Consider the following 17,302-nt stretch of genomic DNA (forward strand, 5'->3'; position numbering starts at 1 on the left):
TGGTGAATGTCCGTACCCAGCCGCTACCGTTGGCAGCACCTTTGCAAACGCGGGAGCTCGGAGCACCGGGCTGAGAGGGCGCTGACATCGCTTCAGGCGAGCGCTGCGTCGACCGCTGAACCTGTTACCGGGTAATGCCGGCGTAGGGAGTGGGTCTCACATGACCATGCAGGATGCGCGCACGCGTGGAATCGGCTGGCACAAGTCGTACCTCACCGGTCCCACCGGATCAGCACGACCGGACCTGCGGGTACCGGTCCGCCAGGTGCATCTCACCAACGGCCGCGACGTGACGCTGTACGACACGTCCGGCCCGTACACCGACCCGTCGGTCGACACCGACGTCCGGCGGGGCCTCGCGCCCCTCCGGGAGAACTGGATCATCGCCCGCGGCGACACCGCGGAGTACCCGGGACGGCCGGTCCGGCCGGAGGACGACGGGCTCAGGCACACCGCGCCCCGGGGCGGCCTGCGCAACCTCGACGCGGTCTTCCCCGGCCGGCCCCGGCTCCCCCGCCGCGGCCGGCCCGGGCAGCCGGTCACGCAACTCGCCTACGCCCGGCGCGGCGAGACCACCCCGGAGATGGAGTTCGTCGCGCTGCGCGAGAACGTCCCGGTCGAGATCGTGCGCGAGGAGATCGCCGCGGGCCGGGCCGTGCTGCCGGCGAACGTCAACCACCCGGAGATCGAGCCGATGATCATCGGCAAGCGGTTCCTGGTGAAGGTCAACGCGAACATCGGCAACTCCGCGGTCACCTCCTCCATTGAGGAGGAGGTCGAGAAGATGACCTGGGCGACCCGCTGGGGCGCCGACACCGTGATGGACCTGTCCACCGGGCGCAACATCCACACCACCCGCGAGTGGGTGCTGCGCAACTCCCCCGTCCCCATCGGCACCGTGCCCCTCTACCAGGCCCTGGAGAAGGTCGACGGCCGCGCCGAGGAACTGACGTGGGACGTCTACCGGGACACCGTGGTCGAGCAGGCGGAACAGGGCGTCGACTACATGACGGTGCACGCCGGGGTACTGCTGCGCCACGTCCCGCTGACCGCCCGCCGCAAGACCGGCATCGTCTCGCGCGGCGGCTCGATCATGGCCGCCTGGTGCCTGGCCCACCACCGCGAGAACTTCCTGTACGAGAACTTCGACGAGCTGTGCGACATCCTCGCCGGCTACGACGTCACGTTCTCGCTCGGCGACGGCCTGCGGCCCGGCTCGATCGCCGACGCCAACGACGCGGCCCAGTTCGCCGAGCTCCGCACCCTCGGCGAGCTCAACACGGTGGCCAAACGGCACCACGTGCAGACGATGATCGAGGGCCCGGGCCACGTGCCCATGCACAAGATCAAGGAGAACATCGACCTCCAGCAGGAGATCTGCGAGGAGGCGCCGTTCTACACGCTCGGCCCGCTCACTACCGACATCGCGCCCGCCTACGACCACATCACCTCGGGCATCGGCGCCGCGATGATCGCCTGGTGGGGCACCGCGATGCTCTGCTACGTCACCCCCAAGGAGCACCTGGGCCTGCCGGACCGCGACGACGTCAAGACCGGTGTGATCACCTACAAGATCGCCGCGCACGCCGCCGACCTCGCCAAGGGGCACCCGGGCGCCCAGGAATGGGACGACGCGCTGTCCGACGCCCGCTTCGAGTTCCGCTGGGAGGACCAGTTCAACCTGGCCCTCGACCCGGACACCGCGCGCGCCTTCCACGACGAGACGCTGCCGGCCGAGCCGGCGAAGACCGCGCACTTCTGCTCCATGTGCGGCCCGAAGTTCTGCTCGATGAAGATCTCGCACGACATCCGTCGCACCCATGGCGGTGCGGACCTGGAGTCCGGCCCTGCGGCCGGGACCGGGGAGCGGGAGGGGACCGAGGAGGAGATCCGGGCCGGACTGGAGGCCAAGTCCGCCGAGTTCGCCGCCGCCGGCAACCGCGTCTACCTGCCGATCGCGGACTGAGCCGGGTCCGCTCCCGGTACAGAGGGTCCGGTGCGGAGGGTCCGGTGGGTGCCGGACCCTCCGTGCTGCCCCGTGCTGCCGCGGCTCCCGGTCAGTCCGTGTTGGCGTTCGCGTGGGGAGCCACGGGCGGCGGCCAGCCGACGGTGGAGAAGCTGTGCCACAGGCCCGGGGTGTCGGCGGTGTTCGCGGTGAAGGTGGTGGGCAGGTAGGTGCTGGGGCGGCCCACCGGGTCGTTGCAGTTCAGGCCCTTGTGCAGCCAGATGTCGACGCCGGTGTTGTTGCTCACGCGGTTGACGCCCAGGGGAGCGAAACGGTGGCAGGCGCCGTTGCCCTGCGCGGGGTTGGAGATGGTCTGGCTGAAGGCGAGGCCCCGGGTGCCCGTCACCTGGCCGGCCGAGGAGTCGGAGCAGGCCGTCGCCGCCAGGGCGAGCGGGATGGTCGTGCACAGAGCAGCGAGCGTACGGCGGCGGACGCGCATGGGCCTCTCCCGTTCTGACCAGGTACGGAAGAAGTCAAGCAACGGTCGTCAGGTGCCGCGACCGAGGGAGGTCCATCCGTGCGCGGCGCTAGTCGGGACGGTGGTCCGGGCCGCCGAAGTCCGGGCTGCTGAAGTCGGGCGACGCGAACCGGGGCGCGGTGGACTGCGGGTCCTGGGGTGAGGAGAAGTCGGGGCGCGAGTAGCCGAGCCGCGGCATGCGCGGGCCGGAGGCCGGCGCCGCGGGCGGCTGCGGTACGGCGACCCGTCCGGCCACCACGTCGTCGAGGAACGGCAGCATCCCTCGGTCGAGCAGCGCGCGGCGCCAGACCTCGCGGGCGTGCGCGACCTCGGGCGGCAGCGACGTGGGCCCGTCGTGGACCGCCGTGGAGCCGGCCCGCAGCGCGGTCAGCAGCAGGCCGATACCGCCGAGCACGATCGCCGCCGCGGCCACGGCGGCGAAGAACCAGCCCGCGGTGCGCAGCGGTGAGGCGATCCCCGGCTCCGGGGACACCGCCTGCAGGGCGTAGCCGATCAGTAGGAATATCAGCGCGGCGGCGCCGGCGAGCAGCGGCGTGAGGACCGCCATCACCGCGAAGAGGCCCGCGCCGGATCCGGCGCTGTCCGCGACCCCCATCGCGGCGTAGCTGAACGCCCGGTTGTCGCGGGCCTGGGCGGACTCGCGGGCCGCGTCCCGGCTCTCCGCGCGGACCTGGCGGTACGCGTCGTACTCCTCGGCGACCCGCGCCCCGATCGACTCGGCCGCGGCCAGGGCAATGGTGCGCAACTGCTCGATGTTCAGCGGGGAACCGGCCGCGCCGTCCCCGCCGGAACCACGGGACGCGCCGGCCCTGCCATCCCCGCCGGCCTCGTCGGCCCCGCCGTCGATACCGTCCACGACGATACGCAGCGCCTCGTCGAGGACGTGCTCGAAGTCCGGGCGGTCCTCGGTGAGCAGGTGTGGAGCGCTGGTCATGTGCATCCCCCGATGCTCCGACTCTCCGTGTACGGCCGGTGTTCCACGTGGAACAGGCTCTGCCTGCCGGAAGCCCGGAGAGCGGTGGGACTACGGATACAGCGATGGTAGGGCCGTCCGGGGGGCCGTGACAGGGCGCAACCAGGAAATGTGGAAGCTAGCCCACCAGCGGGAGTTGGGCAACGAGCAGCCGCCCGTCCATGGTCACTCCGCCGTCCATCGCCACCGCGAGACTGTCCGCGTAGACCATCGGGCCCTGGACCGTGGATGCCACCGCCTCGCTGTCCGCGGGGGAATCTCCGCCGACCTCGCCGAGCAGGTACGGGATCGGGCTGTGGCCGTGCACGACCCGGTTGCCCCCGTAGGTGCCCAGCAGTTCGCGGGCCGCCTCGGCGCCGCCGTCCCCGCGAAAGGCGAACCGCTTGGTGAACTTGCGGAACAGGTCCCAGCATTCGTCGGCGTCGGCGCGCTGCAGGACGCTGGTGACCGCGTCGTTCATCTCCTCGATGCTGCTGCCGTAGTCGAGATACGCGGTGGTGTCGGAGTGCACGAGCAGGTGGCCATCGGTGAGGTGCGCGGCGTCCAGCCGGGAGATCCAGGTCAGATGCCGGTCCTCCAGGCGCTCCATGTCGGAGGGCTGGCCGCCGTTCAGCCGCCAGGCGGCGAGGAACGACGCGGTGCCGCCGGTGGAGTTGACCGGGATGTCACCGAAGCGGTGCGCGCCCAGCAGCAGAAGTTCGTGGTTGCCCATCAGGGCGCGGCAGTAACCGCCGGCCGCCGCGGCCTCCGCGGAGAGCTGCATCACCAGCTCGATCACGCCGATGCCGTCCGGGCCGCGGTCGGTGAAGTCACCCAGGAACCACAGCCGGGCACTGCCTGCGGACCAGTGGCCTTCCTCGTCGACCAGCCCCGACTCGTGCAGCGCGGCGAGCAGTTCGTCCAGGTAGCCGTGCACGTCGCCGACCACGTAGAGCGGGCCGGGTCGCTTCTCGGTCGTTGCCACGTCGGTGATCACCGGAAGGTCGTGGGCGGTGGGGGTGTAGTCCGGCGGGACCAGCGGAGTGTCGGGGCGGGTCGGCTCGTAGCCGGGTGGTGCCGGAGGTGCCGCCGGTGGCGTGCCGCCGTCGAAAGCGGGCGGGGCCGGTGGATAGCCGGGTTCGTACCCGGCAGCCGGCGTGAAGTCGGGTGCCGTCCCGTAGCCGGGCGCGGGCTCGTAACCGGTGTCGGGCTCATACCCCTGACCTGCCCCCTGAGTCATCGACCCCTCCACGCTCGCGCCGCCATCCGCCCATCATAGGAATGCGGCTGGCGCGTTGTGACATACCCAGGCACCTCGTTTTCATGGGCCCTGGACAAAACGGCACGTAGTCACCCGGCAGTTCGCCGCCGACCGTCAGGATGACACGTGTCGGCCCGCATCCGGCCGGCCCGCCGCATCGGTCGGCTGCCCGGCCGGCCGACCGCCGCCGGGGTCACCCTGCCGCCCGGTCCGTCGGCCCGGCGCGGCTCGCCCTTCCTCCTGCGGCCGCTCACACCTCCCCGCGGGCCGGACCGCGCGGCGGGCTCACCGTGGTGCGGTGTGCCCGCCGCTGCGAGGACGCGCGGACGATCAGCTCGGTCGGCATCACCTGCTGCACCGGGTGGTTCGGGCCGATGCCCTCGATCGCGTCGATCAGCAACTGCACGACGGCGGTGCCGATCCGCCGCGGTTGCAGCGACAGCGTGGTGATCGGCGGGTCGGTGCCCGCGTAGCCGCCGCTCTCGCTGCAGCACACCAGCAACAGGTCGTCCGGAACGCGCAGGCCGTAGCGGCGGGCGGCGGCGAGCAGGTCGGTGCCGTTGGGGTCGAAGAGTCCGTGCACGGCGTCCGGGCGGTCCGGACGGGCCAGTAACCGGTCCGCGGCCACCGCGCCCGCGCAGGGGTCGTTCGCGGGGTACGCCTCGTACACCGGTTCCTGGCCGACGCGTTCGCACCACTCCAGGTAGGCCGTGGTGGACAGCCGCGTGTACGTGTCGGTGCTGGTGCCGGTGAGTAGTCCGATCCGGCGGGCGCCGGCCGCGGCGAGGTGGTCGAGGATACCGAGCACGGCCTCCTCGTGGTCGTTGTCGACCCAGGCGTGCACCGGCAGGCTGCCGACCGGGCGGCCGTCGCTGACCACCGGCACGCCCTGCCGGACCAACTCGCCGACCAGCGGGTCCTGGTCGGACGGGTCGACCACCACGGTGCCGTCCAGCGCCACGTTGCCCCACACGTCGTGCCGGGAGGACGCGGGCAGGATGACCAGGGCGTATCCGCGGGCGAGCGCGGCGGAGGTGGCGGCTCTGGCCATCTCCGCGAAGTAGGCGAACTCGGTGAAGGTGAACGGTTCTTCGCCATAGGTCGTCACCGTCAGACCGATCAGGCCCGATCTGCCGGTGCGCAGGGTGCGGGCGGCGGCCGACGGTCGGTATCCCAACCGGTCGGCGACCTCGCGCACATGGCGTCGTGTGGTGTCCGGCAATCGACCCTTGCCGTTGAGCGCGTCGGAGACAGTCGTGATCGACACGCCGGCGGCGGCGGCGACATCCCTGATCCCCGCGCGCTCCAGCCGGCGTCCGATGGGCCGGCTCGCCTGGTGATTCCCTGCTGCTGTCATGGCGAGCCGATAGTAGGGCGGCACTGGTCCGTACGGCTTCCGGCCGGGTACCCCCTGAGAAGAACGGTTTCTGCAAGATCCAAGACCGTATGCCAGGTGGAATATGCAGGCGGCAGCGCGGCAGGCAGGGCTGTTACGGGCGCGGGGGCGGAGTTCGCCCGGCCATTGGTCTGCCGAGATGAATGTCAGCAACTCACTCCTACGGGGGACGCGCGCCAGGGCGCGCGCTACCGGCGCACCCGATGACGTCGCGCACCTCCCCCACCAGCGGTGGCGCTCGTAGTGTGTGGCCATGACCACCCCCAAGCTGCGAGCGGAACTGGACGGCATCCCGACGTACAAGCCCGGGCGACCCCCGGCCACGGCGGAGGACGGCACCTCGGGGCCGGCCTACAAGCTGTCCTCGAACGAGAACCCGTATCCCCCGCTGCCCGGCGTACTGGAGGCGGCGGCCGCCGCCGCGGCCTCCTTCAACCGTTATCCCGACCTGTCCTGCGGCGCGCTGAGCGCCGAGCTGGCGACGCGGTTCGACGTACCAGTCGGACACATCGCCACCGGCACCGGCTCGGTCGGCGTGGCCCAGCAACTGATCCAGGTGACCTCGGGCCCCGGCGACGAGGTGATCTACGCCTGGCGCTCGTTCGAGGCCTATCCGATCATCACCAGGATCAGCGGCGCCCGGCCGGTCCAGGTGCCGCTGGACGCGGGCGAGACGCACGACCTGGACGCGATGGCGGCCGCGATCACCGAACGGACCCGGCTGATCTTCGTCTGCAACCCCAACAACCCGACCGGCACCGTGGTGCGCCGGGCGGCGCTGGAGCGCTTCTTGGCCCAGGTGCCGCCGGACGTGCTGGTGGTTCTCGACGAGGCGTACCGGGAGTTCATCACCGATCCCGAGGTGCCCGACGGCGTCGACATCTACCGCGACCGACCCAACGTCGCGGTGCTGCGCACCTTCTCCAAGGCGTACGGCCTGGCGGGGCTGCGGATCGGCTTCGCGATCGCCCACGAACCGGTGGCCGAGGCGCTGCGCAAGACCGCGGTCCCGTTCGGGGTGAGCCAGCTCGCCCAGGACGCGGCCATCGCCAGCCTGCGGGCGGAGCCGGCGTTGCTGGAGCGGGTCGCCGGACTGGTCACCGAGCGGGCCCGGGTCGCCAGGGCGCTGGCCGACCAGGGCTGGACAGTGCCGGAGACGCAGGCGAACTTCGTCTGGTTGCGGCTGGGGGAGCGCACCGCGGACTTCGCGGGGGCCTGCGAGCGGGCGGGCGTCACGGTCCGGCCGTTCGCGGGCGAGGGGGTACGGATCACGGTCGGTGAGACCGAGGCGAACGACATCCTGCTGCGCGCCGCAGAGGAGTTCCGCAAGGAGTTGTAGCCCGCCCGATCGCCTGGGTGGCCCTCGGCTGCCGATCGTGTCGCCGGTGGGCCGCCCGGGTGACATCGATCCGCTCCCGTTGGGCCGCTCCGCGCTCCTTGAAGCGGCTCTGACCTGCTGATTTCGCCCCCTGCCACCCCCCGGTGGGAGGGGGCGAACGCATGTGCGCGATACTGCTTGTGAATGAGTTCACGTTCACAAGCGGAACGCGTATGGCAGCAAAGGAGACGTATCGTGCAGCTCGCATTGGAGCCACTGAACGTCGCCCGGTGGCAGTTCGGCGTGACGACCGTCTACCACTTCCTCTTCGTCCCCCTGACGATCTCGCTCTCCGCGCTGACCGCGGGACTGCAGACCGCCTGGGTGCGCACCGGCAAGGAGAAGTACCTCAAGGCCACCAAGTTCTGGGGCAAGCTCTTCCTGATCAACATCGCCATGGGCGTGGTGACCGGGATCGTGCAGGAGTTCCAGTTCGGCATGAACTGGTCGGACTACTCGCGCTTCGTCGGTGACGTGTTCGGCGCGCCGCTGGCTTTCGAGGCGCTCATCGCCTTCTTCTTCGAGTCGACCTTCATCGGGCTGTGGATCTTCGGCTGGGACAAGCTGCCCCAGCGTCTCCACCTCGCCTGCATATGGATGGTCTCGATCGGCACCATCCTGTCCGCGTACTTCATCCTCGCCGCCAACTCCTGGATGCAGCATCCGGTCGGGTACCACTACAACCCGAAGACCAAGCGGGCCGAACTCACCGACTTCTGGGCGGTGCTCACCCAGAACACCGCGCTCGCCCAGTTCTTCCACATCATGTCCGCGGCCTTCCTCACCGGCGCCGCCTTCGTGATCGGCATCGCCGCCTACCACCTGGCCCGCAAGCGGCACATCGCGGTGATGCGCTCCTCGCTGCGGATGGCGCTGGTCGTCGCGGTGGTCGCCGGCGCGCTCACCGCGATCAGTGGCGACACCCTCGGCAAGGTGATGTTCAAGCAGCAGCCGATGAAGATGGCCGCCGCCGAGGCGCTCTGGGACGGCCAGAAGGGCGCGCCGTTCTCGATCTTCGCGGTCGGCGACGTCAACAAGGGCCACAACGAGGTCGCCATCGACGTGCCCAACCTGCTCTCCTTCCTGGCCACGGACGACTTCACCAGCTACGTCGGCGGCATCAACGACGTGAACAAGGCCGAGCAGCAGAAGTACGGCCCCGGCGACTACCGGCCGAACATCCCGGTCGAGTACTGGGGCTTCCGCTGGATGATCGGCTTCGGCGTGGTCTCCATCGGTGTGGGCGCGGCCGGACTGTGGCTGACCCGGCGCCGCTTCTGGCTCGCCCCGGACCGGCGTACCGGCGAGGACGAGGTGCCGCACCTGATGCTGACCCGCTCGATCGGGCTCGGTGAACGGCTGTCCCCCTGGTACTGGCGGATCGCCCTGGGAACCATGGTCTTCCCGTTGATCGCCAACTCCTGGGGCTGGATCTTCACCGAGACCGGCCGTCAGCCCTGGGTGGTCTACGGGGTGCTGCGCACCAAGGACGCCGTCTCCCCCGGAGTGTCGGTGGGCGACGTGCTGACCTCGCTGATCGTCTTCACCCTGCTCTACGCGGTGCTCGCCGTGGTCGAGGTCCGGCTGCTGGTGAAGTACGCCAAGGCCGGCCCGCCCGAGCTCACCGACGACGACCTGAACCCCCCGACCAGGATCGGCGGCGGACCCGGCGGGACCGGCACCCCAGGCGACGGAGCGGAGCCGTCCGCCGACTCCGACCGGCCGATGGCCTTCTCGTACTGACGGACTGACGGAACGGAAGGGATACGGGACATGCATCTGCACGACGTCTGGTTCGTCATCATCGCCGTCCTCTGGACCGGCTACTTCTTCCTGGAGGGCTTCGACTTCGGGATCGGCGTGCTCACCAAGCTGCTCGCGCGGGATCGCGCCGAGCGACGGGTACTGATCAACACCATAGGTCCGGTCTGGGACGGCAACGAGGTGTGGCTGCTCAGCGCGGCCGGCGCGACCTTCGCCGCCTTCCCGGACTGGTACGCGACCCTCTTCTCCGGCTTCTACCTGCCGCTGCTGCTGATCCTGGTCTGCCTGATCGTGCGCGGGGTCGCCTTCGAGTACCGCGCCAAGCGGCCCGAGGAGCGCTGGCAGCGGAACTGGGAGCACGCGATCTTCTGGACCTCGCTGCTGCCCGCCGTGCTGTGGGGGGTGGCCTTCGCCAACATCGTGCGGGGCGTGAAGATCGACGCGAACAAGGAGTACGTGGGCGGGCTGGGCGACCTGCTGGGCGGCTATGCGCTGCTCGGCGGCCTGGTCACCCTGGCCCTGTTCACCTTCCACGGTGCGGTGTTCGCCGCGCTGAAGACCGTCGGGCCGATCCGGGAGCGGGCACGCGCCCTGGCCGTCAGGGTCGGACTGGTCGCCATGGTGCTCGCGGCGGTGTTCCTGATCTGGACCCAGGTGCACAGCGGCGACGGTCGCAGCCTGCCCGCCCTGGTGGTCGCGCTCGCGGCGCTGACCGCCGCGCTCGGCGCGAACCTGGCCGGCCGGGAGGGCTGGGCGTTCGCCTTCTCCGGCGTGACCATCGCCGCCACCATGGCGATGTTCTTCCTCGCGCTCTTCCCCGACGTGATGCCGTCCTCGCTGGACAGCGCGTGGAGCCTGACCGTGGGCAACGCCTCCGCGACCCCGTACACGCTGCGGATCATGACGTGGTGTGCGGCGGTCGCCACTCCGCTGGTGGTGCTCTACCAGGGCTGGACGTACTGGGTGTTCCGCAAGCGGATCGGGACCCAGCACATCGCGGAAGCGGCGCACTGATCATGCCGTATCCGTTGATGTCCGATGTGCTCCTGTTCCACGTGAAACACGAGAGGGGATGTTCCACGTGAAACCGGTCGATCCCCGACTGCTGCGGTACGCGCGGACCACGCGGGTCTTCCTTGCCGGCTCGGTGCTGCTGGGCCTGGCGGGGGCCGGGCTGGTGGTCGCCCAGGCAGTGCTGATCGCCGACGTGGTGGTCGGCGGCTTCCAGCACGGCGAGGGGCCGGGCGTGCTGCGCGGCGACCTGATCGCCCTGGCCGCGGTCGCGGTCGGGCGGGCGCTGGTGGCCTGGCTCACCGAGCTGTGCGCATACCGGGCCGGTGCGGCGGTGAAGTCGCAGCTCCGGCAGCGGTTGCTCGCTCACGCCACCGCGCTGGGGCCCAACTGGCTGACCGGGCGGCGCAGTGGTGAGCTGACCACGCTCGCCACCCGCGGAGTGGACGCGCTCGACGACTACTTCGCCCGCTACCTGCCCCAACTCGGCCTCGCCGCGGTCGTCCCCGTGGTGGTGCTGGCCCGGATCGCCACGGCGGACTGGATCTCCGCGCTGACCATCGTGGTGACCCTCCCGCTGGTGCCCCTGTTCATGGTGCTGGTCGGATGGGCGACCCGGGACCGGATGGACCGCCAGTGGCGGCTGCTGGCACGGCTGTCCGGGCACTTCCTCGACGTGGTCGCCGGACTGCCCACGCTGAAGGTCTTCGGCCGGGCGAAGGTGCAGGCCGACAACATCCGCAAGATCACCGACGAGTACCGCCAGGCCACCTTGCGGACGCTGCGAATCGCCTTCCTCTCCTCCTTCGTGCTGGAGTTGCTCGCCACCATTTCGGTCGCCCTGGTCGCCGTCGGTATCGGCATGCGGCTGGTGCACGGCGAACTCGACCTGCGCACCGGGCTGCTGGTGCTGGTGCTCGCCCCGGAGGCGTATCTGCCGCTGCGGCAGGTGGGCGCGCAGTATCACGCCGCAGCCGAGGGGCTCGCGGCGGCGGAGGAGGTCTTCGAGGTGTTGGAGACCGCGCTGCCGGGTGCCGTCGCGGCGGACGGCACGAGCGGAGTTCGCGCGCCCGACCTGCGGACGGCGACGGTGCGGGTCGAGGGCGTCGAGGTGGCGCGGGACGGACGGCTGGCCCGGACCACGCTGGAGCTGCTGCCCGGCCGGACGCTCGCGATCACCGGTCCCAGCGGCGGTGGCAAGTCCACGCTGCTGCGGGCGCTGCTGGGCTTCGTCCAGCCGTCCGCCGGGCGCATCCTCGTCGACGGGGTGGACCTCGCTGACCTCGACCGGGCCTCCTGGCACCGGCAGATCGCCTGGGTGCCGCAGCGGCCGCACCTGTTCGCCGGGACCGTCGCCGAGAACGTGCGGCTGGCCCGGCCGGACGCGAGCGAGGCGGAAGTGGCCTCCGCGCTGGCCGCCGCCGGGGTGGCCGGGTTCGCCGCCCCCGAGGACGTCATCGGTGAGGACGGCGCCGGACTGTCGGCCGGCCAGCGCCAACGGCTGGCCCTCGCCCGTGCCTTCCTCGCCGACCGGCCGCTGCTCCTGCTCGACGAGCCGACGGCCAACCTCGACGGCGACACCGAGGCCGAGGTCATCGCGGCGCTGCGGAAGTTGTGTGCCACCCGCACGGTCCTGCTCACCGCCCACCGCCCCGCCCTCCTCCCGCTGGCGGACCGGGTGCACCCGCTCGACATGGAAACGTCCGAGCGGGCCGCGGTCCTGGTGAGCCCGGAGGCGGCGAACGGGCCGGAGCCCGCCCCTGCGCAGGTGGAGGCGAACCCGCCCACCGGGCCGAGCGAACCGGTTCCGTCCCACGTGGCCGCCTCGACGCCGCGCGGCAGCCGCCGCCCGGGCCGGCGCGTCGGGGGCATCGCCGGCTTCGTCGAGACCCGCGGGTTCCGGTCCCGGTTCGCCGGTGCCTGCGCCCTCGGGGTGCTCGCGCTCGGCTGCGCGGTCGGCCTGATGGGTACATCGGGATGGCTGATCAGCCGGGCCGCCCAGCAGCCGCCGGTGCTCTACCTGATGGTCGCCGTCACCGCCACCCGCACCTTCGGCATCGGCCGCGCCGCGTTCCGGTACGGCGAGCGGCTGGTCGGCCACGACGCGGTCTTCCGCGCCCTGGGCGGTGTGCGGGTGGCCGTCTTCCGCCGGCTGGAGCGGCTGGCGCCCGCCGGGCTCGGCCGTACCGGTCGGGGTGACCTTCTCTCACGACTGGTCGCCGACGTGGACGGCGTTCAGGACCACTACCTGCGCTGGCTGTTGCCCGCCGTGACGGCCGCGGCGACCGGGATCGGCGCCGCCGCCTTCACCGGGTGGCTGCTGCCGGCCGCCGGGGTCGTGCTCGGCACGGGACTGCTCGTGGCCGGCGTCGCGGTGCCCGCGCTGTCCGTGGCCGTGGCCCGCCGCACCGAGGACCGGCTGGCGCCGGCCAGGGGCGAGCTGTCCGCCCGGGTGCTCGGCCTGTTCACCGGCACCGCGGAACTGACCGTCGCGGGCGCGCTGCCCCGGCGGCGCGCGCGGGCCGCGGCCGCGGACCTGGAACTGCGGCGGATCACCGCCCGTTCGGCCGCCGCCACGGCGCTGGGCGCCGGGCTCACCGCGCTGGCCACCGGCCTGACGGTCACCGGCTGCGCCTGGGTGGGGGTGCGGGCGGTCGCCGACCACCAGATCCACGGCGTGCTGCTCGCGGTCCTGGTGCTCCTGCCCCTCGCCGCCTTCGAGGCCGTCAACGGGCTGCCCGCGGCCGCCCAGCAGCGGCAGCGCAGCCGCCGGGCCGCGCAGCGGGTACGGGACGTCCTCGACGCTCCCGTGCCGGTGCGGGAGCCCGAGCAACCGCTGGAGGCACCGGCCTCGCCGTACCCGCTGGTGCTGCGCGGCCTGACCGCACGGCACCCCGGGCAGGGACGGCCCGCGCTGGACGGGGTGGACCTGACGTTGACGCCCGGCCGCCGGATCGCGGTGGTGGGCGCTTCCGGTGCGGGCAAGACCACGCTGGCGCATGTGCTGCTGCGGTTCCTGGACGCGGAACGGGGCACGTACACGCTGGCCGGCCGGGATGCCGCGGCACTCGACGGCGACGACGTACGGCGGCTGGTCGGGCTGTGCGCGCAGGACGCCCATGTCTTCGCCAGCACCGTGCGGGAGAACCTGCGGCTGGCCAGGCCGGGAGCGACGGACGGCGCGCTGCGCGAGGCGCTGGCCGCAGCCCGGCTCGACCTGGACCTCGACACGGAGGTCGGTGAGCACGGTGCCCGGCTGTCCGGCGGGATGCGGCAGCGGCTCGCGCTGGCCCGCGCCCTGCTGGCCGACTTCCCCGTCCTGGTCCTCGACGAGCCCGCCGAGCACCTGGACCTGCCCACCGCGGACGCCCTCACCGCCGACCTGCTGGCGGCCACCCGCGGGCGTACGACCGTACTGATCACGCACCGCCTGGCCGGGCTCGCCGGCGGGGCCGTGGACGAGATCGTCGTCCTGTCCGCAGGGCGGGTCGTGCAGCGCGGCGGGTACGACGAACTGGCCGCGGCCGACGGGCCGTTCCGGCGGACCCTGGAACGGGAGCGGAGCGTCGAGCCGGCCCGTACGGCGGTGGAGCCGAGGGAACCGCTCCACGTGTAGGGGGCTGCCGGGTGCCCGCGGACTCGTGAGGATCCGCGGGCACGGCGCCTAACGGCCGGCGTCGCGGGCCGCACGCTCCGCGCGGGCCGCGAGGATGCGCTCGATGACCAGAGCCACGCCGTCGTCCTCGTTGGACTCGGTGCGGTACGTGGTGGCCGCCCGCACGTGCGGGTGGGCGTTGGCGACGGCGTAGGACGTGCCGGCCCATTCCAGCATCGCCAGGTCGTTCGGCATGTCCCCGAAGGCGACCACCTCGGAGGCGGTCACCCCGCGCTCGGCGCAGCACTTCGCCAGCGTGGTGGCCTTGCTGACGCCGACTCCGCTGATCTCCAGCAGCGCGGACTCGCTGGAGCGGGTGATCTCGCCGTGTTCCCCGGCCACCGTCGAGGCGAGGGCGAGGAACTCGTCCGGATCGAGCGAGGGGTGCTTGGCCAGAAGTTTCAGCAGCGGCTGCGCGCGATGGGCGGCCAGGAGTTCCTCGATGCCCGCGCGCGGCGCGGAACTGTCGGGTTCGATCGCCGGATAGGCGGGCTCGTGCCAGAACCCGAAGGTGCGCTCGACCGCGAAGGTCGTACCGGGAACCGCCGCACGCAGCGCGTGCGCGATCGTCAGCGCGTCGTCCTCGGGCAACGGGAACGCCTCGATCAGCGTGCCGGCCCGCAGGTCGTAGACCGCGGCACCGTTCGCGACGATGGCCATGCCGTGCCCGGCAAGGTGCTGTGCGACCACGCCCATCCAGCGCAGGGGGCGGCCCGTGACGAAGAAGACCTCGACGCCTGCGTCCTCGGCGGCGGCCAGGGCGGCGATCGTCCGCTGCGAGATCGTCTTGTCGTCCCGCAGCAGCGTTCCGTCCAGATCGGTGGCGATCAGCCGCGGTCCGGGGTCGGCGAAGGTCTTTCCGTAAGTCTGTCGGTGGTGACTGCTGTGTTCCTGCTGTCCGTGCTTGTCGTCGTGTCCGTCGTGTCCGTGGTGCTCGGGGTGTTCGTCGGGAGCGTCGGGCCGGCTGCGCTCGTCCGGCTCGTCGTGTCCGTCGGGTCCGTCACCGTCCTCGTGCCGACGGTTCGGGCTCTGCTGATCGTGGCGCGCGTTCTGCTGGTGGTGCTCGGGCCCGGTCCTGGGGTCCGTGTGGGCCTCGGGCCGGTAGCGGGGGTCGGAAGACTCGGCAGGCTCGCTGGCTGGGGTCACTGCCCCATCCTTCCCCACCGCAATCTTGTCCCGCTCGGTGGTGCACGGATCCGCTCAGCGGAGCCGCTGTTTCCAGCCGTGGTCTGCGGTCAACCGCCGTGCCACGAAGGGGTCTTGCGCCTGCATCACTGGGGCCGCGCCATCACGTTGTCGCCTTGGTCACGTCGAACGCGGGGAGCGCGTGCAGCGAGCTGAATGAGGGGAATGGGATGAATCGGGAGGGTTGGGGGAATGCCGCGAATTCCGCCGGGTCACGCAGCACGGGTGAAGCGCTCGCGGGTGGCGCGTGCGGTGCGGGCGCGCTTCGGGCCGTACTCGCGGTGCTGCGGGGCGGTGCGGTCGACGTCGGCGGATGCGCCGGATGTAGCGGGAGCGCCGGTCGCGGCCGTGAGAGCGCCGAGGTCACCGGACTCGTCCGGCGCGTCGCCGGTCCGCAGGCTGCGGGCGCTGGGGGAGGTGCCGTGCGCCTCGGCGCCGATCCGCTGCTTCATCGTGGGCGGCAGTGTCCGGCCCCGACTCCTGCGCACGAGGCGCGACTCGGCGGCGCGCGGTGCCGGGATGCGGGCGCCGGCTCCTCGGCGGCTCGGCTGTGCCGGCGGCCCGACCGGGGCCGGCACGGAACTCACCCGTGTCGCCGCGGCCTCCGCTCCGGACGCCACCGCGACCTGCGCGGCGGGCTCGACGGTGGTGGTGGCGCCGGCGCCGGTGGCGACGGCCTGGTGGCGGGCGGCGGCCCGGTCGGCGGGGGCGAATCCCAATGCGGCGATGCACTTGAGCAGCACGCTGAGCAGCGCGCCCCAGAACGTCTTGATGTCGGCAGCCATCGACCTCTCGCTTCCTGTCTCGTCATGCGGTGAACTGACTAATCCGATGATGCGGAAACGAGCACACAATCCACGGAGCCGCACCTCGAAGTCGGCGATATTCACATCAACGCCACTCGGGTGGGTCAACCCAGACATTCTGGATGTCTGCCGCAGAGGAGCCCCCCGGCCGCCGCAGCCCTTGATTCCCGGCCGTCGCGGCGGCCTCACGCGGTGATCGCGCCCTGCCCGCGGTGACGTTCACCCGCCCGGCATGCCGACTCCGCCGGCCCGCCCGGCACGCCCGTTCGGTGACCGGCCCGACCCCGCGTTCCACCCGACCCCGTACCGCCGCCGCGCCGTCGACTCACGCGGGCGGATTGCGGCGGGCGGTCGCGGCCAGCCAGCCGGCCGCGACGAGCAGCCAGGCCGCCAGGGCGATCCACAGCAGGACGCTGCCGAGGCCGTGCAGCCGGTGGACCTTCGCGGCCTGGGACGTGGAGAGCGTGGCGACGGCGGTCATGCCGAGCGGGAAGACGGTGGACCAGCGGCGCAGGTCGTAGCCGAGGCGGGGCCGGACGAACTCGGCGCCGGCCAGCACCACGTACCAGGCGAAGTCGAGGGCGAGCAGGACGAGGCAGGCGATGCGCAGGGCCTGGTGGGCGCTGCCGGACCACAGCGGTGAGGCGGTGAGCTTGGACGCGGCCAGCGCGGAGATGGCCAGCGCCCCCGCGGCCACCCAGTGGTCGCCCAGGCCGTGCAGGACCTGGCGGAAGTCGAACCGGGCAAGCGCCTCCGCGTAGAGGAGCAGGCCCAGGCAGCCGGCGGCCAGCGCCGCGCTCGCCAGCCAGTCCCCGCAGCCCGCGAGCGCCAGCGTCCCGGCGAGCACCGCGAGGGACTCGGTGGAGACGCAGACGAGGAAGGCCGAACCCGGTGCCGGCCGCTTCCAGTGCCGCAGCACCGACACCAGCAGCCAGGGCCAGGCCGCGAACGCCAGGGCGAGCAGCGCCAGCGCGAGGGACTGCCGGCCGGCCAGCGAGAAACGCGTGCCGAGCACGCCGGTCGCCGCGACGGCCATGAGCGCCGGCGGGTTCGCGGAGGCCGCCTGCCACCCGGGGCGGTCGACGGCGAACCGGACGGCGAAGGCCACGGCCAGCGTCACCCACAGCACGCAGGCGAGCGCCAGCAGGATCGCGGACAGGACGTCGTGCCCGATCAGGTGCAGCCCCACCGACAGGATGCCGGTCGCCATGACCGTGGCTCCGGCGCCGGGCGGCACGGTCCGCAGGGCGTCGCGTGCCCGTGCGGCGGCGGACCCGCGGCTGGCTCCGCCCGCACGTGTGATCACCGTTCGATCGCACCGCATGCCGGGGTGCGGCGCCACCTCGCGGGACCGAAGGGAGGAACCGCCGCGCGTCGCGCCCGCCCGGCGAGCCGCCATCGGACAGGTTGG

At 72.2% G+C, this 17,302-nt stretch carries 12 protein-coding genes; 5 read left to right on the plus strand and 7 right to left on the minus strand.

Features of this window, described 5'->3' with window-relative positions:
- Positions 1 to 160: 160 nt before the first annotated feature.
- Entirely contained in the window at positions 161 to 1,966 is a 1,806-nt protein-coding gene (gene thiC / locus C4U44_RS13785) for a phosphomethylpyrimidine synthase ThiC (protein WP_103886052.1), read from the plus strand.
- Positions 1,967 to 2,057: 91 nt separating this feature from the next.
- On the opposite strand, the gene C4U44_RS13790 is transcribed toward thiC, so the two are convergent.
- The 4 genes from C4U44_RS13790 to C4U44_RS13805 form a co-directional block, all read right to left on the minus strand.
- Complete coding sequence (locus C4U44_RS13790; protein ID WP_103886053.1) at positions 2,058 to 2,444, minus strand: hypothetical protein; 387 nt, start codon at positions 2,442 to 2,444, stop codon at positions 2,058 to 2,060.
- 88 nt (positions 2,445 to 2,532) lie between these two features.
- Positions 2,533 to 3,423, minus strand: coding sequence for a hypothetical protein (locus tag C4U44_RS13795; RefSeq protein WP_103886054.1), 891 nt, complete (start codon positions 3,421 to 3,423; stop codon positions 2,533 to 2,535).
- Between the two features lie 151 nt (positions 3,424 to 3,574).
- On the minus strand, positions 3,575 to 4,675 hold the full coding sequence (locus tag C4U44_RS13800) for a metallophosphoesterase (protein WP_103886055.1): 1,101 nt from the start codon (positions 4,673 to 4,675) through the stop codon (positions 3,575 to 3,577).
- A gap of 271 nt (positions 4,676 to 4,946) precedes the next feature.
- Positions 4,947 to 6,053: a LacI family DNA-binding transcriptional regulator gene (locus C4U44_RS13805; protein WP_103886056.1), complete on the minus strand. Its 1,107-nt coding sequence runs from the start codon at positions 6,051 to 6,053 to the stop codon at positions 4,947 to 4,949.
- Between the two features lie 286 nt (positions 6,054 to 6,339).
- Between C4U44_RS13805 and hisC the strand changes: the two genes are divergently transcribed.
- The 4 genes from hisC (at position 6,340) to cydD (ending at position 13,861) form a co-directional block, all read left to right on the plus strand.
- Entirely contained in the window at positions 6,340 to 7,431 is a 1,092-nt protein-coding gene (gene hisC, locus C4U44_RS13810) for a histidinol-phosphate transaminase (RefSeq protein WP_103886057.1), read from the plus strand.
- A 234-nt stretch (positions 7,432 to 7,665) separates the two neighbouring features.
- A complete protein-coding gene (locus tag C4U44_RS13815; protein ID WP_103886058.1) occupies positions 7,666 to 9,213 on the plus strand; it encodes a cytochrome ubiquinol oxidase subunit I in 1,548 nt (515 codons plus the stop codon).
- Between the two features lie 30 nt (positions 9,214 to 9,243).
- Positions 9,244 to 10,248, plus strand: a complete 1,005-nt coding sequence (cydB, locus tag C4U44_RS13820; protein ID WP_103886059.1) for a cytochrome d ubiquinol oxidase subunit II — start codon at positions 9,244 to 9,246, stop codon at positions 10,246 to 10,248.
- Between the two features lie 67 nt (positions 10,249 to 10,315).
- Complete coding sequence (gene cydD / locus C4U44_RS13825) at positions 10,316 to 13,861, plus strand: thiol reductant ABC exporter subunit CydD (RefSeq protein ID WP_103886278.1); 3,546 nt, start codon at positions 10,316 to 10,318, stop codon at positions 13,859 to 13,861.
- Positions 13,862 to 13,909: 48 nt separating this feature from the next.
- Here the strand turns inward: cydD and C4U44_RS13830 are convergent, their stop codons facing one another.
- From C4U44_RS13830 to C4U44_RS13840, 3 genes are all read right to left on the minus strand, one after another.
- The gene (locus C4U44_RS13830; RefSeq protein WP_103886279.1) at positions 13,910 to 14,731 is read right to left on the minus strand and encodes a Cof-type HAD-IIB family hydrolase; all 822 of its coding nucleotides are present in this window, start codon (positions 14,729 to 14,731) and stop codon (positions 13,910 to 13,912) included.
- Positions 14,732 to 15,297: 566 nt separating this feature from the next.
- Positions 15,298 to 15,870, minus strand: a complete 573-nt coding sequence (locus C4U44_RS13835; protein ID WP_200823239.1) for a DUF6344 domain-containing protein — start codon at positions 15,868 to 15,870, stop codon at positions 15,298 to 15,300.
- Positions 15,871 to 16,216: 346 nt separating this feature from the next.
- Positions 16,217 to 17,101, minus strand: coding sequence for an SLAC1 family transporter (locus C4U44_RS13840; RefSeq protein ID WP_407642832.1), 885 nt, complete (start codon positions 17,099 to 17,101; stop codon positions 16,217 to 16,219).
- Positions 17,102 to 17,302: the final 201 nt, after the last annotated feature.

Origin of the sequence: Actinacidiphila yanglinensis, assembly GCF_900107965.1 — a bacterium.
Lineage (GTDB): Bacteria > Actinomycetota > Actinomycetes > Streptomycetales > Streptomycetaceae > Actinacidiphila > Actinacidiphila yanglinensis.

Excerpts from the sequence above, each read along its gene's own strand:
- C4U44_RS13800 (WP_103886055.1), bottom strand. The coding sequence starts at position 4,675 with ATGACTCAGGGGGCAGGTCAGGGGTATGAGCCCGACACCGGTTACGAG.
- C4U44_RS13835 (WP_200823239.1), bottom strand. The coding sequence starts at position 15,870 with ATGGCTGCCGACATCAAGACGTTCTGGGGCGCGCTGCTCAGCGTGCTG.
- cydB (WP_103886059.1), top strand. The coding sequence starts at position 9,244 with ATGCATCTGCACGACGTCTGGTTCGTCATCATCGCCGTCCTCTGGACC.
- C4U44_RS13795 (WP_103886054.1), bottom strand. The coding sequence starts at position 3,423 with ATGCACATGACCAGCGCTCCACACCTGCTCACCGAGGACCGCCCGGAC.
- C4U44_RS13790 (WP_103886053.1), bottom strand. The coding sequence starts at position 2,444 with ATGCGCGTCCGCCGCCGTACGCTCGCTGCTCTGTGCACGACCATCCCG.
- thiC (WP_103886052.1), top strand. The coding sequence starts at position 161 with ATGACCATGCAGGATGCGCGCACGCGTGGAATCGGCTGGCACAAGTCG.
- C4U44_RS13840 (WP_407642832.1), bottom strand. The coding sequence starts at position 17,101 with ATGGCGACCGGCATCCTGTCGGTGGGGCTGCACCTGATCGGGCACGAC.
- C4U44_RS13805 (WP_103886056.1), bottom strand. The coding sequence starts at position 6,053 with ATGACAGCAGCAGGGAATCACCAGGCGAGCCGGCCCATCGGACGCCGG.